Here is a 20029-nt window from a genome sequence, read left to right on the forward strand (position 1 = left end):
CATAGAGTCTTTTAAACAACTGGATAAGTCTGTTCTAAAATATTTTGCAAAGGTGAAGAACTCGTATTTGGTAAAATTTGATCAAGATTTGTTGTTTGATCAATTGAAGTATTTACATCAGTTTGCTCAGGTATCTGCGTTGTTTTCAATGCTGTCGATGATAGAAGTTTTGAGACAGGATCTGAGTCGTTTAAAGAAGAGCTTTTTAGCAAATCATCTACAGGAACAGTTTTCTGCTGATTCGTAGGCTCAGTTGTCGTACTTTGCGTAACCTTTAAAGTGTGTAACCCAACACTATCTGCTAAAGATGGTGTTTCTGTACTTAAAGTATTGACTGAAGCATCAGCCAGACTCGCGACTTTCGGTGCAACCACATAAAAAGTAAATGGAGAGCTTGCTTCACTGGTCAGCCCTGCTGCATCAGTTTGGGTTAAAGTAATGCTGTGCTTACCAAGAGTTAAATCCTTATCAAAAGTAAATGACCAAGATCTACCAGCCGTTACAGTCACCACCCCAATTGCAACACCATTATCATAAATCGTAAGTGTCGCATTCGCTTCACCTGAACCTGTAAGTTTTGGCCTAGCATCGTCAGTTTCAGAACCTGCTGCAATAGCACCTTTTATGTCACCTACATCATCTTCTACACTATTTAAGATAGGTTTTGTCGGGGGTATGGTGTCTTTTGCCCCCACAATGTCGAGACTTTCAGATCTATTTCCAGCACCATCGATCGCTGAAACAGCACCATGGTTGTTATCAGTTAATGCAGGCGAAATAGTAATCGTAAATTTTCCATTCGCATCTGCCGTTCCAGTACCAATCACTTTACCAGTTGCATCTTTAATTTCAATTTTGGCATTGGCTTCCGCTGTACCAGTTACCGAAGTTCCATCTGCATTAATTTGAGCCGTTGGTTTATCTGGTGCAATCGAGTCAAAGCCCGGCTTAATTTCAACGGGTTTAGACATATTACCGGCTGCATCTTCAACAACCACTGTACCTTTTTGGGATTCTGTTAAAGCAGGTGAAAGTGTAATTTGAAAGTCACCTTGAGCATCGGCGGTCCCACTTCCAATCACTTTACCATCGGCATCTTTTATTTGAACTTTCGCATTTGCTTCAGTTTTACCATGTATTACTGACCCTTCTTTGTTGACTTCAACAAAAGGAGAAGCTGGTGGCACGGTGTCTTTACCCGCAATAATTTTAACTTCTTCAGATTTATTACCAGCAGCATCTTCAGCAACAACTTTACCGCCCGCTTCACTGGTTAACGGCGGAGTAAGCTTTAAAGAATAAATACCATCTTTATTTGCAAAAACAGAACCTAATACTTTGCCAGTGGCGTCATAAACTGTAATTTTGGCATTTGCCTCTGCCTTACCAGTCAATAATGAACCATCATCGCTCAATTGCGCCTGCGGAGCATCTGGAGGTATTGTATCTTTTGTACCTGTCACAACAGTCGCTTTAGAACTATTTCCAGCCGCATCTTGGGCAATAACGTTTAATTTGTCTCCATTCACGAGCGGCTTATCTAATTTAACCGTGTAGTTACCACTTGCATCTGCAACACCCGATGCGACTGTATTGCCTGCAGCATCTTTAAGATAGATTTTTGCATTTGCTTCAGTTTTACCAGTCACTGTCACGGTATCATCAGCAAGCGTAGCTGTAGGAGCAGCAGGTGCTATTAAATCAGGTGCACTTGATGAGTCATCCTTATCATCTTTCTTAAAAGCCCAAAGATATAATCCTTCCGCAGCTAAAACTGCTAAGCCTGCTTTGAGTACATTACCCATCGTAAAACTTGGATCACTATCAACCGCCATAGTTGCAGCTGCTGGACTCGTACTGGCATAGCCTAAATCTGTAACATGATTTAAGCCTTTATAATCGATCACTTTACCTTGAGCATCGAATTGCGCTTCAACAAATTTTCCATGTTCAGTCGGAAAAACAAGTGAATGCTCTGTTGTATTTGTTGCTTCATTAAAGAAATTTTCTAAGACAATAGTCTCTCCATTTTTTAAATGGATAACTAAGCGCCCACCCTGTTTTTCCATGGATGCAATATCTTTTTGGCTTACACCAATCTGAATAATAGTAGGCTGATTTAAAATTACTTTATTGAGTTGACCATCTTGCAGAACGTCCAAACCCTCTTTGGATGCCACAATTATTCTTGTCATTATTTCCTATCCTGAATTTCAGTTATATTTTTAAATGTGTAACTTTTTAAATGAAACATCTAAAAGCTATTTTATTGTTGCCTAAAATATCAAAATCACTTATCTATCACAATTCAATAAGTATATTTATCAACAATATTTTTTGAATTTTTATTAAAAAATAACTTCGAATAGAGTTTATATAAAACTTATATATTACATTCTTAAATAAATAAAGCTAAAACCTCCTATAAGAAATAAGATGAATAATGTCATAAATTTAGTTATTTTTTTATCTGCCCATGTCATTTTAAGCATCGTCCAACCCTGAAAGCGTTTAGCAAGAATGCTATTTAAAATAAGCGTTGAAAGATGCAATATAACCAAGGCTAAAAATAAGTTTGCGAAAAATGAATGTAAGTCTCTCAAAGCATAAGTAAAGTGTTCTGTTCCGTATCCAAGTGCTACAACAATAGGAATGAGTATGAAAATAAATACTATCGAAGCTTGAAATAGCCCAATACTGAACAATTGAATTGTATTTTTCGAAAAAAGACTGACTGAATTTGTATGGCTAAAGGACTTTTTAATTGCATTAAATGCCATAGTGCTCCGCTTCTTTAAGCCAAATGGCGCAGTACTTGAAACACGTGGACTTAAAAAGTACCAAATAACCCGTGTAATAATGCCAATCAGGAGAATATAACCAAACATCATATGCACCTGATGTAACTCCTCGTTATCCCCTGTAAAATAAGCACCAACGAACGAAACCATAATAATGATGTGCAAAACTCTTATAAGAATATCGATATGCAATAACGTTTTTGACATCACAAAACTCAAAAATTTAAAAATAATATTAACTTTGGCAATTAAAACTTAAATAAATATTAATCAAATTTGGTTTAATCAATTCCATAAAAAAAGAGCACCTATAAAGGTACTCTTTAGTTAAAAACATATCTTAATTAAAATTTGGTATCGCGCATTTGCACTAAAGTTGAATTCGCTTTTGCCAACGTATCTGCAACTTTATGCATTACTGCTGGAATCAAGCTATCTGCCATTTGTGCTGCTTGTAAACCTAACTTTTCACCCAAAGTCGCCTTTTTGCGTGTGTTAATCACATAGACGTCATGCTGAGGTAACAACGCTAATAGGTATTCATCGGAAGTTTGTAATTTATCTACAAGGTTTAAATCAAGCGCATCTTGTCCATACCAGTGCTCACCTGTAGCAACTTTATCTACATTAAGCTGTGGACGATACTTTTCTACAAAGTGCTTAAACAGGATATGCGTCTGTTGTAGCTCTTCTTCAAATTTCGCTTTACCTTCAGGTGTATTTTCACCGAACATAGTCACAGTACGCTTATATTGCCCTGCTGTGTAAAGTTCAAAGTCAACGTTATGCTCTTTTAAAAGACGATTGAAATTTGGAACTTGAGCAACGACACCAATTGAACCCACAACAGCAAATGGTGCAGAAATGATTTCATTTGCAATACAAGCCATCATATAACCGCCACTTGCAGCGACCTTGTCAACACAAATCGTTAAAAGAAAGCCTGCATCACGTAAACGAACTAACTGAGCTGCTGCTAGTCCATAACCATGAACCATACCACCCGGACTTTCAAGACGTACCACTACGCGGTCACGTCCAGCTTTAGCGGTAGCTAAAATAAGTGTGATTTCTTCACGGAGGTTTTCAACCGCAGATGCTTGAATATCACCTTTAAAATCTAAAACAAAAATTTTCTGATTGTTCTTACGGCGGATTTTAGCTTCTTTCGCAAGTTGTTGAGCCAATTGTAAAAGCTCTAAACGACTTGCTGTCGTTTGTGCAATTTTTTTTCTCTGTTCATTTACACGTGCATTTAAATGACTAACACGTATTTCCGCAGGGAGTTTAGGCAAATGGAATAACATAAAATTCTATGCTCATAAGTTTGTCTTTATAGCCTTAAGATGTGGTTCTTTTGATTAAAATTCAATAGCGATTTTGCAAAATAGATTCATTTTCATTTATTAAATAAAAAAAGAGCACGAGGCTCTTTTTCTTTTATAACTATAAATTAACCAAAACGGCCAGTAATGTACGCTTCTGTCAATTGATGGTCAGGTTGAGTAAATACTTTCTCTGTAGAGTTTACTTCGATTAGATCACCTAAATGGAAGTAAGCAGTACGGTCTGAAACACGCGCCGCCTGTTGCATTGAGTGCGTTACAATCACAATCGTATATTGGTCAGAAAGTTCTGAAATCAGTTCTTCCACTTTTGCTGTTGCAATTGGGTCAAGTGCAGAACATGGTTCATCCATCAAGATGACTTCAGGACTTACCGCAATTGTACGCGCAATACATAAACGTTGTTGCTGACCACCAGATAAGCCTGTACCCGGCTGATTTAAACGGTCTTTAACTTCTTCCCATAGACCAGCTTTACGCAAGCTATTTTCAACAATTTCTTCTAGGTCGTATTTATCACGTGCTAAACCATGTAACTTTGGTCCATATGCAACGTTATCAAAAATAGACTTAGGGAATGGGTTTGGCTTTTGGAATACCATGCCCACTTGAGCACGTAGTAACACTACATCCAGATTCGGATCATAGATATTTTTGTCATCTAAAGTGATCTTACCTGTTACACGACAACCATCAATTGTGTCATTCATACGGTTTAAGGTACGCAGGAAAGTCGATTTACCACAACCTGACGGCCCGATAAATGCAATCACTTCATTTTGATAGATATCTAAATCAATGCCTTTAATCGCTTCGAAGTCACCATAATAAACATGGGCATCTTGTGCACTGATCTTGATTTCGGTTGAGTTTGGCTTTTTTGAAGTATGTGGCTCAAAATGCGAAACATACGAAGTGCCATGATGCAGTTGTGTATCTGTAAGTGGAGATTGTTCAGTATTCACTAACTTATCCTTTTCTAAGGAATTCGTAATATCGATAGTATTCATTATTTATCCTCTATTACCAACGCACTTCGAACTTTTTACGTAACCAAATTGCAAGGCTGTTTAAACCAATCATTAATGCAAGGAGTACGATAATCGCAGCAGCTGTACGGCCTTCGAAGAAGTTACGCAACTCATTACCTTGCCATAAGTAAACTTGAACAGGTAAAGCAGTTGCTTGATCAAATGGAGTGGTTGGAATACTTGCAACGAATGCACTCATTCCGATTAAAAGTAACGGTGCAGTTTCACCTAGAGCATGTGCCACACCAATAATTGAACCTGTCATGATGCCCGGCATAGCCAAAGGTAAAACATGGTGGAAAACGGTTTGTACTTTAGATGCCCCTAAACCAAGAGCAGCTTGTCGAATTGATGGAGGTACAGCTTTTAAAGAAGCACGTGTTGTAATAATGACTGTCGGTAATGTCATTAAACTTAATACCAAACCACCAACAAATGGAGCTGATAATGGTAAATGCATCCAGCCAATGAAAATTGCAGCACCAAGTAAACCGAATACAATTGAAGGAACAGCAGCAAGGTTATTAATGTTGACCTCAATGATGTCGGTAATAAAATTCTTTGAAGCAAACTCTTCAAGATAGATAGCGCTGGCAACACCAATTGGGATCGAGATAATGATCACAATCAACATCATGAATAATGAACCCATGAATGCGCCTGCAAGACCACTAATTGCTGGTGAGCTACGAGAATCCGGATTCTTAAATAAGTTAGTATTAAACGTATTTTCAAGAATACCTTTTGCTTTCAAATCATCTGCAAGCTTACGGATTTCCGGATCGAGCTGCTGCTGGTCATCTGGTAATGAACGGTCAATGTTACCTTTTAACCAGACATCTACGTTAGCATCACCCAAGAAAGTAAGATTCTCTTTTTTACCAATAAGTGATGGGTCAGCAAATACCATGTCACGTAAACGATAAGCTTCCGAGCTTGCGTAAAGGCTACGTAAAGAATCACGTTGTGACTCAAGTGAAGGGTCTTTAGCAACTATTCCATTTACGATGAGGCTGTCCCAATCCACCATACCCATTTTTGTTTGCCAATCGACATAACGTTCTTGGTAATGAGCAGGTGTTTCACCTTGTGCACGTACTGGCAACGGACCAGCATCAATCACTTTAGGATCAAAGTAAACAGGTACATTCATACTGGTTTGCCAAAAAGCTGGTAAACCTTTTGCCAAAATACTACCAAACAGTAGCGCTACGAATGCAAGGCCAATAACCACTGCTGATAAACCAGCAATACGGAAAGCTTTTTCTTTACGATGACGTTTAGCCAATGACTTTTCAATGACTTTTTTACGGCGATCACGTGCCTGAGCAGCAGCTTGTGGATCAAATACGTTCTGATCCATAGGAGACGATGTATTTGATGTACTCATTCGTATTGCTCACGGTATTTACGCACAATGTACAGTGCAACAATGTTTAATCCCAAGGTGATTACAAAGAGTGTTAAACCCAATGCAAATGCCACCAAGGCCTGTGGGCTTGCAAAATCGGTATCGCCAGTTAACTGTTTTACGATGGTTACGGTAACTGTCGAAACAGCTTCAAACGGATTTGCATGTAGAAGTGGACTGTTCCCCGCTGCCAAAACCACAATCATGGTTTCCCCCACGGCGCGCGATACAGCCAATAAAAATGCCCCTGTAATACCCGGTAAAGCTGCTGGTAAAACCACTTGGCGAATTGTTTCTGATTTAGTTGCGCCAAGTCCAAGTGAACCATCACGAAGTGCACGAGGTACTTGAGTAATAATGTCATCAGATAAAGATGAAACGAACGGGATAATCATGATTCCCATTACGAAACCAGCAGTCAAAGCACTGGTTGCATTAATTTCAATACCGACATGAGCACCAACAGCTTTAAAAAATGGACCAATAATCATCATGGCAAAAACACCATACACAATTGTTGGAATACCCGCTAAAACTTCAATCGTTGGTTTTGCCCATGAGCGTAACCATGGTGACGCATATTCAGCTAAATAAATGGCAATCATTAAGCCAACCGGTACTGCAACCAATAAGGCAATACCACTGACCATGAGCGTACCCCATAGCAATGGTAATAACCCATAGCTACCTTCGGCATTGCCTGAAGTACTAAAGCCGGGGTTCCATTCTGTACCAAAGAAAAAGTCGATTGGACTTACAAAATGGAAAAAGTGCATTGCTTCGCCAAACATCGACATTACAATGCCGATTGTGGTCAAAATTGCCACGCCAGAACACAAGATCAAACCAACATTAATCGCACGTTCCACTTGGTTACGTGCACGATATTCTTGGCTAATTTTTTTCTTTGCCCAGACTAGACCTAATAATGCAGCACAAACAACAACAGCAAATTTGGCAAAAGAGCCAATAGTTTGAAATTTTGCATATTGCTGAGCAGCAGCCAACTCATAAGCAGCTGGATGATCACTTACCCCAAAACCAGAAGCAATCGCTTGAACTCGATCAACAAGTACACTTCTTGCTGCTTCATCAAGAGAAGCTGACACAGAAGCTGGAATATTATTAAAGATAATATGATTTAAAATATTTGGTTCAACCAAGTTCCAAATTATCAAAATTAAAAAAGCAGGGATACCGCACCAAAGTCCAACCAGTGCGCCATAATAACCAGGACGAGAATGTAATGTCGCTGAGTTGCTTCCCTTACCTGCTAGGTTACGGCTTTTTCTCAGCCCAAGTTGATATGCAATTGCCACAAGGGCTAACAACACACCGATAAGTAGCAGATTCATGTATTCTCCACTGTTTTCTCAATTGTCATAATTTGGGAAAAACGTGTTAGACAAAAAGGCTGATGATCACTTGGGATCACCAGCCCCTATTCAAAACAAATTATTTAACAGTTTTACCTGCTTTAAAGTCAGCTAGGACTTTAGCGCGTTCTGCATCAGACATCGCGATTAAGCCATCACGCTCAGCTTTAGAACCTTTACCAGTCGCTTTTTTGCTTAGGAAGTATTCTACATACTGTGGTAAACCTTTAACTGATTTTAAGTGTTCGCCTTTCACATAGAAGAATAATGGGCGAGATACAGGATATGTACCGTTTAACACAGTTTTCTCAGAAGGAAGTACGTTGTTTACTGATGCTACACGTAACTTGTCACGGTTCATGTCATAGAAGCTTAAACCAAACACACCTACTGCACTTGGAGAAGTTTTTAAGCGAGCTAAAGTTTCTGTATAGTCACCAGCAATTTCAATGACACGACCGTCTTTACGGAAAGTCGAACATGCTTTCTTCTGAGCATCTTTATCTAAGTTTTTGAAGTATTCGTATGATTCACAACCAGCATCAACCATTTTCTCTTGGAAAACTTCACGCGTACCGTGGTTAGACGCAGGAATTACAAGTGTAATAGGTTCATTAGGAAGTGATTTGTCGATTTGATTCCAGTTTGTATATGGGTTTGGAACCAATTTACCTTTTGAAGGCAACTGTGCAGCTAAAGCAGCAAACACATGGTAAGGTTTTAATTTATAAGCTGCTTTGTGTGAGCTAGACGCGAATACAATACCGTCATAACCAATTTTGATTTCTTGAATTTGTTTTACACCAGCTTTGTTACAAGCTTCAATTTCAGTGCTTTTAATTTTACGAGAAGCGTTTGCAACGTCGATCGTGTTGTCACCAACGCCTTGACAGAACTGTTTTAAACCAGCAGAAGAACCACCAGAACCTACAACAGGAGTTTTAAATTGAGGAAATGTATTACCAAACTCTTCAGCTACAACGCTGGCAAACGGTAATACAGTTGAAGAACCAGCAATTTGAATCGTATCACGAGCTGCATTTGCAGTCGTTGTTACAGCGGCCCCAGTTACTGCTAACGCAATTGCGATTTGACGTGGATTTAAGCGCATTCTGTTCTCTCTCATTAATGCAATAGGTTGTACGTCACTTTTTGTTTAGTGCTTGTACGCTCTTCGATAGCTGCATTGTGAATAGAAAATATGACAAATAAGTTACAGTATTATGACGCTTTCATGATTTTTATAATGTTCATTGTCACATTTTTAATTTTATTTTATATCAAGCATTTAAACTTATTTTATAAGGCTTAGAGAACCTAATTTTTATATTAAATATGACAATCATCCCAATTACCAAATTTACAATTATTCTTAAATTATAAAAACTTAAAGAATTTAATAAATTGTTATTACAAATTTAATTTTTGACACATTTCTCAAATTTTTAGATGTCATATTTGTTTTTAAAAAATTATTTCGTTCAAAGATGAAAATATTATGACAAAAAGATAAACGGTTACCTGCTTTTTGTCAGATAACCGCAATATCACCGTAAATTAAGCTTATCAGTTTGATTGTACTTCTGGCATTGGGACCATTTTTTTACGGTACTTCAAGAAATACATAATGGCTAAAACAGCAAGCCAGATCGGCCCCAAAATCACAGCCAGTCTCATATCTGGAGTCATTGCCATAATAATAAGAATGAAACATACAAAGCTAATGGTTAAATAGTTACTCCATGGGCTCATGATGCTTTGAAACTTAGTTTGACGACGTTGTAATTTCATTGCTTTAGTAAATTTCAAATGCGTTACAGAAATCATGAGCCAGTTAATGACAAGCGCTGCAACAACTAACATCATAAAGAGCTGAAAAGCTTGGCCAGGAATTAAATAGTTCACCACCACACAGACTGCTGTGATTGATGCAGACACAACTGCTGCCGGAACTGGAATGCCACGGCTATTTACTTTTTTCAAAATTGCTGGCGCATTGCCCTGCTCTGCTAAACCATGCAACATACGACTATTACAGTAAATACAACTGTTATAAACCGAAATAGCAGCAATCAAGACCACAAAGTTCAGAACATTCGCAACGCCATTACTATTAAGGGACTGGAAAATTAAGACAAATGGACTACCACCTTCTGCCACCATATTCCAAGGATAAAGACATAAAAGAATACCAATTGCGCCGATATAAAAAATCAAGATGCGGTACACAATCTGGTTCACTGCTTTTGGAATTGTTGTTTCAGGTTTTTTGGTTTCTGCCGCTGCAATACCAATAAGCTCTAAACCACCAAATGCAAACATAATCACAGCCAAAGCCATAATAAAGCCATGAATACCATGCGGAAAGAAACCACCGTGTTGCCATAAATTTGCAACACCCGCTTGCGGACCTGCTGAGCCTGAAAGTAAAAGATAAGCACCGAAGCCAATCATACTTAAAATCGCAACAATTTTAATGCAGGAAAATAAGAACTCGGATTCCCCAAAAAAGCGGACATTTACCAAGTTAATGCCGTTAATTAAAATAAAAAAAAATAATGCAGTCATCCATGTCGGAATTTCAGGCCACCAGAACTGTATAAACGTACCAATTGCACTCAGTTCGGCCATACTTACCAGTACATACAACACCCAGTAGTTCCAACCAGACATAAAACCAGCCATTTTGCCCCAGTATTTGTTCGCAAAATAACTAAAAGAACCACTTACCGGTTCTTCAACAACCATTTCACCTAAATGACGCATAATTAAAAAGGCAATCACTCCTGCAATTGCATATCCTAATAAAATTGAAGGACCAGCCAATTTAATTGTTTGAGAAAGACCTAAGAATAACCCAGTTCCGATCGCCCCTCCGAGTGCGATGAGTTGAATATGTCGATTGGATAAGCCTTGTTTTAACTCGTGCTTATTGTTTGCATCCATAACATTATCTCCAATGTTGGTGTCACTTCCTGTACACCTTTATTCAGCACCACATCCGAAGATCAGAAACCGACCTTCGGACATAAATTGCTTTAATATGAGTCCATTTAATTTTGAGAAAACGTGTCCTATCTTCTATTTAAAACGAGCTTGCATCCTTACATTTAATAGGTTGGGAACGCTCCTTTAAAATTTCGTAGCCACGATCGCCGTAATCAAAACGTGCAATCACAGAAGCAAATTTTTTCAAACTCACCGGGGCATCCATTGCTGGTAGTTTTAATTCAATAAAAGTTAACTGGTCATTTTGCTGAACGTTGTCTAAAACACTCTTTAACTGTCCTGCAGTTTCAACCACATAAGTTGTATGGCCTTTCTTACCGTTAAATACCGCTGGAATTTCAGTGTATTTCCAGTTTTGCACGTCGTTATAGGCAGCGTTTTCACCCATAATTAAGCGCTCAATGGTATAGCCGCCATTGTTCAGCAAGAAAATAATTGGTTTTAAACCATGACGGATAATTGTAGAAAGCTCTTGTACCGTAAGCTGGAACGAACCGTCACCAATAAACAAAATTTGACGGCGTTCAGGGGCAGCTAACAAACTACCAAGCAAAGCAGGTAAGGTGTAACCAATAGAACCCCAAAGTGGCTGTGCAATATATTTAGCTGTAGCAGGCAGTTTTATACCTGACAAAGCAGAGTTTGATGTCCCGACTTCCCCAATAATCACATCATCTTCTTTTAAGAAACCTGAAATGTAGTTCCAAAGCACATCTTGGCTTAGTCTCTGTTGAGCTGGCGCTTCAACTACTTTCTGAGGTTGTTTTTCAAGAAGGGGAACTGACGATTTACGTGGCGCAACTTTTTTATTTAGCTCAACAAGTAATTGTCCAATTTCAATACCCGGAAAATCCTGACCAAAAATATTTAAGCCATAAGATTTAATTTCGATGTAGTTCCTGGTCTCAATTTGATGAGTAAATACAGCTGAGCCTACATCGGTAAAGCGCGCGCCAATACCAATTAAACAGTCAGATTGTTCAATGATATTTTTCACATGCGGTTGGCTCGCCCCACCAACATAAGTACCAATGTAGCGTGGTGAACCTTCATCCATAATATTTTTTGCAGTATTCATACCTGCAAATGGAATTGAGCATTTTTGAGACAAATCATTTAAAAGTGAAGTTACACCAAAAACTGAAGCTTCATTATCAATTAAAAGCGCTGGACTTTGAGCATTCTCAATAATGTCACAAAGTTTGCTCACCACACTTTGCAATAATTCAGGCTCAACAGCTGGATAACTTAGGTCGAGCGGACGCTCAGACACTTCAATTTTAACGTGAGTAATATCACCAGGTAGTTGGATGTGTACAGGACGGCGTTCAAGGAAACACTGACGTAACACACGATCAATTTCAGAAGCTGCATTTGCAGGAGTTAAACGAGTTTGGGCAACTGTGAACTCTTTCATACAGTTCATAATATTGTCATAGTTACCATCAACAAGCGTGTGGTGAATTAAAGTGCCCTTTTGTACTGCATGTAAAGGTGGAATACCTGAGATATGAATAAGAGGTACATTTTCTGCATAGGCACCAGCAATACCATTAATGGCACTTAAGTCACCTACACCATAAGTCGTAGCCAAGGCAGAAAAACCGTTAATTCGCGCATAACCGTCTGCTGCATAGGCAGCATTTAATTCATTACAATTTCCAATAAATTCGAGTTGTGGGTCTGCTTCAACTTGTTCTAGATATGAGAGGTTAAAATCACCAGGTACACCAAAAAGATGTTGGATACCCATTTGTTTTAGACGAAGATTTAAAAATTCACCAATTTCTATGAACATTGCTCTATATCCTTTGAGACCAATTTTTATTCCATAGAAAAATAATATTTCATCTATCTTTTAGATTTCGTGCATAATGAAAACGCATTTTAATAAAAATACATGATTTGTGTATCATAAAAGGATTTTATGCAATGGATAAGTTCGACTGGCAAATCATTCAGGCACTACAAAAGAATGGACGACTCACCAATCAGGAAATTGGAGATTTAATCGGTTTATCTGCTTCTCAATGTTCAAGACGACGTCAATTGCTTGAGCAAAAAGGCGTGATTCTTGGCTACACGGCACGCATCCAGCAACAGGCGCTAGGGCTTGAAGTTACAGCAATGATTCACATAAATTTAAGAACACACGAGGCAAAATCACAACAAGCTTTTCAAGAGCTGATTGAAGCTGAAGATAACATTCAGGATGCTTTTTCAATTAGTGGCGATGCGGATTTTATTTTAAAAGTTGTTGCTGAAAACTTAGAACAGCTTTCTCAATTTGTGACTGAAAGATTGCTTTCTTATAATTTTATAGGTCACATAAAGTCTTACATTGTTCTGAAAAAAATTAAAGAACAGAATCATTTTTTAATTAAACCTAAAAGCCTGAGCTATCATCACTCCCAATAAATAAGCGAAGTCTTTCTACCATATCGGTGAAAATAAAAAGGCGGATACTAGATCCGCCTTAAAATTAACATTTAGACTTTACTGATATGGACCGTTTGCCCAATAGTATTTTCAAGCAAACCTTCTAAACCAAACTCAGCGCCTAAGCCAGACATTTTCCAGCCACCAAAAGGTGCATGAGGTAGCACTTCTGCATGGGTGTTAATCCAAACCGTTCCACATTGAAGCTGTGTAGCATAGGTCTGTGCAGCTTTAAGATCAGAAGACCAAATTGAACCACCCAAACCAAACTCACTGTCATTGGCACGGGCAATTGCATCACTGATATCGGTATATTTTAAAACAGGCAACACTGGACCAAACTGCTCCTCTTGCACCACGCGACAAGAGTCAGAAACTTCAGTCAAAATAGTTGGCGCAATAAAGTAGCCTTGCTCTGGTAGCTGTTGTTGTCCAGAAAGTGCTTTTGCACCTTGTTCAATCGCTTCAGCAATAAGAGCTTTCACCTTGTTATATTGCATTTGGTTTTGTACTGGACCAAATGTTGTAGAAGATGCCATACCATCTCCCACCACTTGAGCGTTGGCAATATCAGCTAACTTTTGAGATAAAGCCTCATATTGGCTTTCATGTACATATAAACGCTTTAATGCCGCACATGTTTGACCAGCGTTTAAGAACGCCATATTAAAAATCTTAGATGCAATTTCATCGATATTTGCATCTGGTAATACAATACCAGCATCATTACCACCCAACTCTAAAGTTAAGTGTTTTAGCTGTTGAGCTGCACCAGCCATAATGTGCTGACCAGTTCGAGTTGAGCCAGTAAACACGACTTTTTGTACATCTGGATGAGAAGATAATGCTTCGCCAATCTCACCAGCTCCAACCACAATTGAGATTACACCTGCCGGAACTTCTTGCTGGATGATTTCACATAAACGTAAAGTCGATAGTGGTGTGTATTCAGAAGGTTTGCTAATCACAACATTACCAGCACGCAATGCAGGCATGATGTGCCAAACTGCAATCATGAGTGGCCAGTTCCATGGCGTAATTGAAGCCACTACACCCAATGGTTGGCGATGGCGCTCAATACGCTTAGTTTCACTGTCTTCAATTACTTCTACCGGTAAATCCATAGAAGCCGCATGACGCGTCCAGCCAATTGCACCCTGCACTTCCATTTGTGCAAGTGCCAGTGGTTTACCTTGTTCAAGGACAACCAGCTCTGCGAGCATTTCAGCGTGCTTTTCAATGCCATCTGCAATTTTATTTAAGATTGATTTACGTTCATCGTGCGAGACTTGTTGCCAAGCTTTAGATGCCTGTTTAGCTGCACTCACTGCCTGGTTCACCTGCGCAACTGATGCTTTTGCACAACGTGCAGCAGTTAAGCCAGTAGCAGGGTTAAGAATTTCTAGTTCACCTTGCTCACCTGAACAACGTTGACCGCCAATAATGAGTTTAAATTCATTGAGCATATTCGCTTGTTGCATTTCTTCTTCCTTGTCTTAATTGTAATTACAGCCACTTACTTTTTTCAGTTAAAGCGGGATTATTTAAAGTAAGTGCGATATTGATATATCAATACAACCCAAAATATCTGGAACCTACCAATACAATAAGAAATTTGCTCCCCATAAATCATGCATAATTATTTTTGTTTTTTGAAAATATGCATATTTTGTGCATATTAGTCTTTTCCGATGCACACTTTTAATAAAAATAATATGTAATAAAAAAGCCCGGCAATAAACCGAGCTTTTTTAGTATCAACTCAATTAGTCGATTGGTGGTACGTAATTACCAGAAGCAATCGCATCTTTAATGCGGTCAGCTTCAGCCAATACTTGAGCTAAAAGGTTTTTAACATTTTCAAATGTTACAACAGGGCTTAATGTAGTCATTTTCAATGACTGTACATTACCAACTTTTGTTACACCGATATTTGCTTCACCACGTGCAAACAATTCGTCTGCTACGTTTTGATTTAAGCTATCGATAAACTCAACTGGATAACCTTCTGGAACAACACGGAACAATACCGAAGCAAATTGTGGTTCAACTAAAAGCTCTAAACCGTCAGTTGCCTTGATGTAATCTGCAACTTCACGAGTCAGTTTTACACCATGGTCAATCATTGAACCATATAGGTCTTCACCTAGAGATTCAATTGTCATCCACAATTTTAATGCATCAAAACGACGAGTCGTTTGTAATGACTTAGACACAAGGTTAGGTACACCATGTTCTTCGTCATAAGCAGAGTTCAAGTACTCAGCTTCATAGTGCATGAAACGATAGTTCGCTTCGTCTTTTAACAAGAACGCACCACAGCTAATGCTTTGGAAGTAATGCTTATGGAAGTCGAGGGTGATCGAGTCAGACAACTCAATACCATCTAGCATTGCACGATAGTCATTTGACAAGATCAGTGCACCGCCCCATGCAGCATCGATGTGCATCCATGAACCATATTTCGTTGTGATTTCACGAATTTTCTTCAATGGATCAATTGCACCAGCATCGGTTGTACCTGCTGTCGCAACAACACAAGCAACAACTTTACCTTCAGCTTGAAGATGCGCCATCGTTTTTTCAAGAGCATCAACATCCATCTGAGCATTTTCATTCACAGGTACAGTTACAACTGACTGGAAGCCCATGCCCATCATTGCCATGTTCTTTTGCACAGAGAAATGCGCATTTTCAGAACAAATGACTTTGACGTTTTTCATTGCTTCAGCTGGAATACCATCACGCTGTACAGACCATGGATTACCATTTTCGTCTTTCCAGTTTTTCGCAATGCACCAGTCACGAGCAAGCAACACACCCATCAAGTTAGATTGAGTACCGCCAGAAGTGAAAACACCTGCCTGACCAGAACCATAACCTACTTTTTGACGCAACCAATCAATCAGCTGAACTTCCATTAATGAACCTGCCGGGCTTTGATCCCATGAGTCCATAGACTGGTTAGTTGCATTGATTAACACTTCCGCGATCTGGCTCATCACCATAGTTGGGCAGTGTAAATGCGCTAATGAATGTGGATGGTGTACTTTCAAGCTTTTATTTAAGAAAAGCTCAATCATACGTTGAAGAGATTGTTGTACACCCATACCTTCTTTTGAAGGTTGGAAAGAAATTGCTGAACGCAATTCTTTAATGCTACCGCCTGTGTACATTTTTTCATTTTGCAACCATGCTGAAACGGCTTTTACCGCTTCGCCCATTGCTGACTCATAGTCAGCAATGGATTGTGCATCATTGCAGAGTAACGCTTTACGATGTTCTGCAAAATCCACCATATTTAAGCGCCTCGTACTGCAACCAATGCTTCTGCAACTGCTTTCTTGAAGCGGGCAATTACTTCAACACACTCTTCTTGAGTAATGATGAGTGGGCAAAGTAAACGAATTACTGTACCGTTACGACCGCCTTTTTCAAGCAATAACTTGTTGTTAAAGCAAGCAGTCTGGATCGCAGCTGCTAACTGAGAGTCAGCAGGATGAGAACCGATACGGTCAGCAGGTTTACGCTCGTCAACGATTTCAACGCCGATCATTAAACCACGGCCACGTACGTTACCGATACATGGGAATTCAGTAGCTAATTTTTTCAATTCAGCTTGTAAGAAGTCACCACGCTCTTGCGCATTTTGAGCAAGATTTTGTTCGCTAATCGTTTTTAATACGACAAGACCAGTACCCATAGCAAGTTGGTTACCACGGAAAGTACCCGTATGACCAGCAGGCTGCCAAGCATCAAATTTACGTTTAATACCTAATACTGCAAGTGGTAAACCACCACCTACTGCTTTAGACATTACAACAACATCAGGTTCAATACCTGCATGTTCAAATGCAAACATTTTGCCTGAACGTGCAAAGCCAGCTTGAACTTCGTCTAAAATTAAAACGATGTTGTGCTTTTCAGTTACTTCACGGATTTTTTGCAACCATTTTACTGGAGCTGTAACAACACCGCCTTCACCCTGAATTGCTTCAAGAATGACAGCAGCCGGCTTAGTTACACCGCTTTCAACATCTTCAATAAAGTTTTCAAAATAGTAAGTTAAAGCATCAACACCAGCTTCACCACCTAAACCAAGTGGGCAGCGATATTCATGCGGATATGGCATGAATTGTACGCCTGGCATTAAACCATTAACTGCATTTTTCGCACTTAAGTTACCAGTCATTGCTAGTGAACCATGGGTCATACCATGATAACCACCAGAGAAACTGATTACTGAACTACGACCAGTGTAAGTCTTAGCAAGTTTAATTGCTGCTTCAGTCGCATCTGCACCAGCAGGACCACAGAACTGTAAGCAATACTCTTCTTTACCACCTGGTAAATATGCTAACAACGCTTCAGTAAACGCATCTTTTAAAGGTGTGGTTAAGTCTAAAGTATGCAATGGCAAACCACTTGCCAATGTGTCTTGAATACTTTGAATCACCGCAGGATGATTATGACCTAAAGCCAATGTACCTGCCCCAGCTAAACAATCAAGGTACTGTGTACCTTCAACATCAGTAACCCAGCAACCTTGTGCTTTCGCTATCGCTAACGGTAATTTACGTGGATAGCTACGAACATTCGATTCCATTTGACTTTGGCGAGTCAAATAATATTCGTTAGTAGCATTAGTGGCAGGGTTGACAGAAGTAACGCTCATATCGGATTACCATCTCTGATAAGGGTAGAAAGAAATAAGTCTGGTGACTTTTGGTCCTTTGACTCGGTGCTTTATAGAACTAGCGAAGACACATATTTTATATCTTGTAACTAGGAGCGCGATGATACCTAATTTTGCAAGAAAAAAAACGTCTTTTGTGTACTTTACTCATCTAATCTTATTGAAAAAATGTATTATCCCAATAGTTATGATGAATTATCATCATACTATGTGACAACCTAAAGAAAATATTCTTTTTTTATATTAGTTTGATTTTTTAAGTTACATTGAAATACTTTATTTTTAAGTTTTTATTTTTTAAAGCTTTTGTCTGCACCAAAAATCAAAAAACTTGATTTAAATATTACAAATACCCCACAAAATCTGCAAAAGTTATGCATAACTTATGTTTAACATTTCTTAATGAAAAAAAATTAAATTTATATTAATTTTTAAAGGATAAATTTATGCGTACTTTAGCAATATCTACTCTTCTCCTTGGTACGGTACTCAGCCCTATGGTTTTTGCCCAAGATGATAATGCACTTCACTACAATATTGTAAATGTTCAAGCTGAAGCTTCTCGTCAGGTATCTAACGATGAAATGCATGCAACGTTATATATTGAAAAAAGTAACAAGCAGCCTGCTGAACTTTCAAATCAAATTAACCAGTTAATGAATCAAGCACTGGCGACTTCACGCAAATATCCACAGGTAAAAGTGGAAACCGGTGCTCAAAGCACTTATCCAATTTATGACAATGACAGTAACAAATTAAAAGAATGGCGTGGCCGTGCAGAAATCCGTTTAGAAAGTAAAGATTTTAAAGCAGCAAGCCAATTAATTAATGAGTTACAGCAAAGCTTTCAAACTCAATCCATTAATTTTAGTGTTTCAGATGAGCAACGTAAAAAAGTTGAAAATGAGTTAATGGTTGAAGCATCTAAAAGCTTCCAGCAACGTGCTCAAATGTTGACTCAAGCTTGGAATAAGAGCCAATACACGTTAGTTAATCTAAACCTAAACACGAATAACTATTTTCCTCAGCCTGTAATGCGTGCAAGTATGGCTAAATTTGCGCTGGCCGAAGCTGCAGCCCCAGCTCAAGATATGGCTGCTGGTGAGTCTAAAATTACCGTAAATGCAAATGGTTCAATCCAGTTTAAATAATTATTTTTCAAACTAAAAAACCGCATTCTTAATGCGGTTTTTTTATACTCCACATTATTGTTCTAAACATAAATCTTGCAATGAACTCCATGCTGCTTTGGCTAACAAGTCTTTATAGATTTTAGGGTCAGACTTTACACGTTGTGATAACCACGCACGACAATAACTTTCTGTAGAACCAATGACCAGTGACAGCAAAAGTTCATGTGGAATCATATGGAAAGCTTTAAATTCTTCAAAATCTGAAATTAAACTGAATATCTTTTTGTTTCTACTTTTATTTTTTTGAGCAAGTTGTTGCTGTTCTTCCCCTTGCATAATATTGAAATGAGCAGTAATTAAGAATTTTGCAAATTCGGGTTGTTCACTTACCCAGTCTACATAACTATGAATTAAACCAAATACCACCTCTTGTAATGTTTTGACCTGTTTTAAATATTCATCTCTTAATGCTGTCTGATCATCTAAAGCTGAAAAAAATAAAGCCGCGACTATTCCTTCTTTATTTTTAAAATGGTGGTAAACCGCTCCAACACTCGTTTCTGATTTGGCACGAATCATTTCAATGCTGGTCGCTTCAATGCCATGCTCTAAAAAACAATCTAAAGCATCTAACAATATTTGTCGTTTTAACGCAGCCCTTCTTCCGGGATACAAACGTTCTAATAAATTTTGAGCAGACACCATTTTGTATTCTCTGACCAGTCATCGGAGTTATTTTGAATGACTTGACGCATATTTGTAAACAGAACTATATTCTTTAACAGAA

At 38.6% G+C, this 20029-nt stretch carries 15 protein-coding genes; 2 read left to right on the forward strand and 13 right to left on the reverse strand.

What is annotated here, in order from left to right:
* Positions 1 to 11: 11 nt before the first annotated feature.
* From blp2 to HMPREF0014_RS15970, 9 genes are all read right to left on the reverse strand, one after another.
* Entirely contained in the window at positions 12 to 2195 is a 2184-nt protein-coding gene (gene blp2, locus HMPREF0014_RS15930; RefSeq protein WP_004885992.1) for an Ig-like repeat protein Blp2, read from the reverse strand.
* Between the two features lie 195 nt (positions 2196 to 2390).
* Positions 2391 to 3008 (reverse strand): cytochrome b/b6 domain-containing protein, encoded by a 618-nt coding sequence (locus HMPREF0014_RS15935; protein ID WP_004885989.1) that lies wholly within the window; start codon positions 3006 to 3008, stop codon positions 2391 to 2393.
* A 137-nt stretch (positions 3009 to 3145) separates the two neighbouring features.
* Positions 3146 to 4108 (reverse strand): protease SohB, encoded by a 963-nt coding sequence (sohB, locus tag HMPREF0014_RS15940; RefSeq protein ID WP_006580653.1) that lies wholly within the window; start codon positions 4106 to 4108, stop codon positions 3146 to 3148.
* Positions 4109 to 4254: 146 nt separating this feature from the next.
* Positions 4255 to 5157, reverse strand: a complete 903-nt coding sequence (pstB, locus tag HMPREF0014_RS15945) for a phosphate ABC transporter ATP-binding protein PstB (RefSeq protein ID WP_002052705.1) — start codon at positions 5155 to 5157, stop codon at positions 4255 to 4257.
* Positions 5158 to 5170: 13 nt separating this feature from the next.
* A complete protein-coding gene (gene pstA / locus HMPREF0014_RS15950) occupies positions 5171 to 6568 on the reverse strand; it encodes a phosphate ABC transporter permease PstA (RefSeq protein ID WP_004885980.1) in 1398 nt (465 codons plus the stop codon).
* Complete coding sequence (pstC, locus tag HMPREF0014_RS15955) at positions 6565 to 7944, reverse strand: phosphate ABC transporter permease subunit PstC (protein WP_004707651.1); 1380 nt, start codon at positions 7942 to 7944, stop codon at positions 6565 to 6567. The genes pstA and pstC overlap by 4 nt, the downstream gene beginning before the upstream one ends.
* A gap of 100 nt (positions 7945 to 8044) precedes the next feature.
* Entirely contained in the window at positions 8045 to 9076 is a 1032-nt protein-coding gene (locus HMPREF0014_RS15960) for a substrate-binding domain-containing protein (RefSeq protein WP_004707648.1), read from the reverse strand.
* Between the two features lie 455 nt (positions 9077 to 9531).
* Positions 9532 to 10911 carry an amino acid permease gene (locus HMPREF0014_RS15965; RefSeq protein WP_002052892.1) on the reverse strand — a complete coding sequence of 460 codons (1380 nt, stop codon included), beginning with the start codon at positions 10909 to 10911 and terminating at the stop codon, positions 9532 to 9534.
* A gap of 139 nt (positions 10912 to 11050) precedes the next feature.
* Entirely contained in the window at positions 11051 to 12772 is a 1722-nt protein-coding gene (locus tag HMPREF0014_RS15970) for a thiamine pyrophosphate-binding protein (RefSeq protein ID WP_004885974.1), read from the reverse strand.
* Positions 12773 to 12906: 134 nt separating this feature from the next.
* Here HMPREF0014_RS15970 and HMPREF0014_RS15975 point away from each other — a divergent pair, with 134 nt between their 5' ends.
* Positions 12907 to 13392, forward strand: a complete 486-nt coding sequence (locus HMPREF0014_RS15975; RefSeq protein WP_004885973.1) for an Lrp/AsnC family transcriptional regulator — start codon at positions 12907 to 12909, stop codon at positions 13390 to 13392.
* Positions 13393 to 13463: 71 nt separating this feature from the next.
* Here the strand turns inward: HMPREF0014_RS15975 and HMPREF0014_RS15980 are convergent, their stop codons facing one another.
* From HMPREF0014_RS15980 to HMPREF0014_RS15990, 3 genes are all read right to left on the reverse strand, one after another.
* Positions 13464 to 14894, reverse strand: coding sequence for an aldehyde dehydrogenase family protein (locus tag HMPREF0014_RS15980; RefSeq protein WP_004885965.1), 1431 nt, complete (start codon positions 14892 to 14894; stop codon positions 13464 to 13466).
* 285 nt (positions 14895 to 15179) lie between these two features.
* Positions 15180 to 16712, reverse strand: coding sequence for an aspartate aminotransferase family protein (locus tag HMPREF0014_RS15985; protein WP_004707641.1), 1533 nt, complete (start codon positions 16710 to 16712; stop codon positions 15180 to 15182).
* 2 nt (positions 16713 to 16714) lie between these two features.
* The gene (locus HMPREF0014_RS15990; protein ID WP_002052610.1) at positions 16715 to 18088 is read right to left on the reverse strand and encodes a diaminobutyrate--2-oxoglutarate transaminase; all 1374 of its coding nucleotides are present in this window, start codon (positions 18086 to 18088) and stop codon (positions 16715 to 16717) included.
* A 467-nt stretch (positions 18089 to 18555) separates the two neighbouring features.
* Here HMPREF0014_RS15990 and HMPREF0014_RS15995 point away from each other — a divergent pair, with 467 nt between their 5' ends.
* Positions 18556 to 19260, forward strand: coding sequence for an SIMPL domain-containing protein (locus HMPREF0014_RS15995; RefSeq protein WP_002052708.1), 705 nt, complete (start codon positions 18556 to 18558; stop codon positions 19258 to 19260).
* A 54-nt stretch (positions 19261 to 19314) separates the two neighbouring features.
* Here HMPREF0014_RS15995 and HMPREF0014_RS16000 read toward each other — a convergent pair whose 3' ends face one another.
* Positions 19315 to 19947: a TetR/AcrR family transcriptional regulator gene (locus HMPREF0014_RS16000; RefSeq protein WP_004885962.1), complete on the reverse strand. Its 633-nt coding sequence runs from the start codon at positions 19945 to 19947 to the stop codon at positions 19315 to 19317.
* Positions 19948 to 20029 lie beyond the last annotated feature (82 nt).

The organism is Acinetobacter sp. RUH 2624 (assembly GCF_000162375.2).
In the GTDB taxonomy this organism is placed as follows: domain Bacteria; phylum Pseudomonadota; class Gammaproteobacteria; order Pseudomonadales; family Moraxellaceae; genus Acinetobacter; species Acinetobacter nosocomialis.

What these genes read in the sequence shown, in the direction of transcription:
- HMPREF0014_RS15935 (WP_004885989.1), bottom strand. Translation starts at nt 3,008, where the DNA reads ATGTCAAAAACGTTATTGCATATCGATATTCTTATAAGAGTTTTGCAC.
- blp2 (WP_004885992.1), bottom strand. Translation starts at nt 2,195, where the DNA reads ATGACAAGAATAATTGTGGCATCCAAAGAGGGTTTGGACGTTCTGCAA.
- sohB (WP_006580653.1), bottom strand. Translation starts at nt 4,108, where the DNA reads ATGTTATTCCATTTGCCTAAACTCCCTGCGGAAATACGTGTTAGTCAT.
- HMPREF0014_RS16000 (WP_004885962.1), bottom strand. Translation starts at nt 19,947, where the DNA reads ATGGTGTCTGCTCAAAATTTATTAGAACGTTTGTATCCCGGAAGAAGG.
- HMPREF0014_RS15970 (WP_004885974.1), bottom strand. Translation starts at nt 12,772, where the DNA reads ATGTTCATAGAAATTGGTGAATTTTTAAATCTTCGTCTAAAACAAATG.
- pstB (WP_002052705.1), bottom strand. Translation starts at nt 5,157, where the DNA reads ATGAATACTATCGATATTACGAATTCCTTAGAAAAGGATAAGTTAGTG.
- HMPREF0014_RS15980 (WP_004885965.1), bottom strand. Translation starts at nt 14,894, where the DNA reads ATGCAACAAGCGAATATGCTCAATGAATTTAAACTCATTATTGGCGGT.
- HMPREF0014_RS15985 (WP_004707641.1), bottom strand. Translation starts at nt 16,712, where the DNA reads ATGGTGGATTTTGCAGAACATCGTAAAGCGTTACTCTGCAATGATGCA.
- HMPREF0014_RS15975 (WP_004885973.1), top strand. Translation starts at nt 12,907, where the DNA reads ATGGATAAGTTCGACTGGCAAATCATTCAGGCACTACAAAAGAATGGA.
- HMPREF0014_RS15995 (WP_002052708.1), top strand. Translation starts at nt 18,556, where the DNA reads ATGCGTACTTTAGCAATATCTACTCTTCTCCTTGGTACGGTACTCAGC.
- HMPREF0014_RS15990 (WP_002052610.1), bottom strand. Translation starts at nt 18,088, where the DNA reads ATGAGCGTTACTTCTGTCAACCCTGCCACTAATGCTACTAACGAATAT.
- HMPREF0014_RS15965 (WP_002052892.1), bottom strand. Translation starts at nt 10,911, where the DNA reads ATGGATGCAAACAATAAGCACGAGTTAAAACAAGGCTTATCCAATCGA.
- pstA (WP_004885980.1), bottom strand. Translation starts at nt 6,568, where the DNA reads ATGAGTACATCAAATACATCGTCTCCTATGGATCAGAACGTATTTGAT.
- HMPREF0014_RS15960 (WP_004707648.1), bottom strand. Translation starts at nt 9,076, where the DNA reads ATGCGCTTAAATCCACGTCAAATCGCAATTGCGTTAGCAGTAACTGGG.
- pstC (WP_004707651.1), bottom strand. Translation starts at nt 7,944, where the DNA reads ATGAATCTGCTACTTATCGGTGTGTTGTTAGCCCTTGTGGCAATTGCA.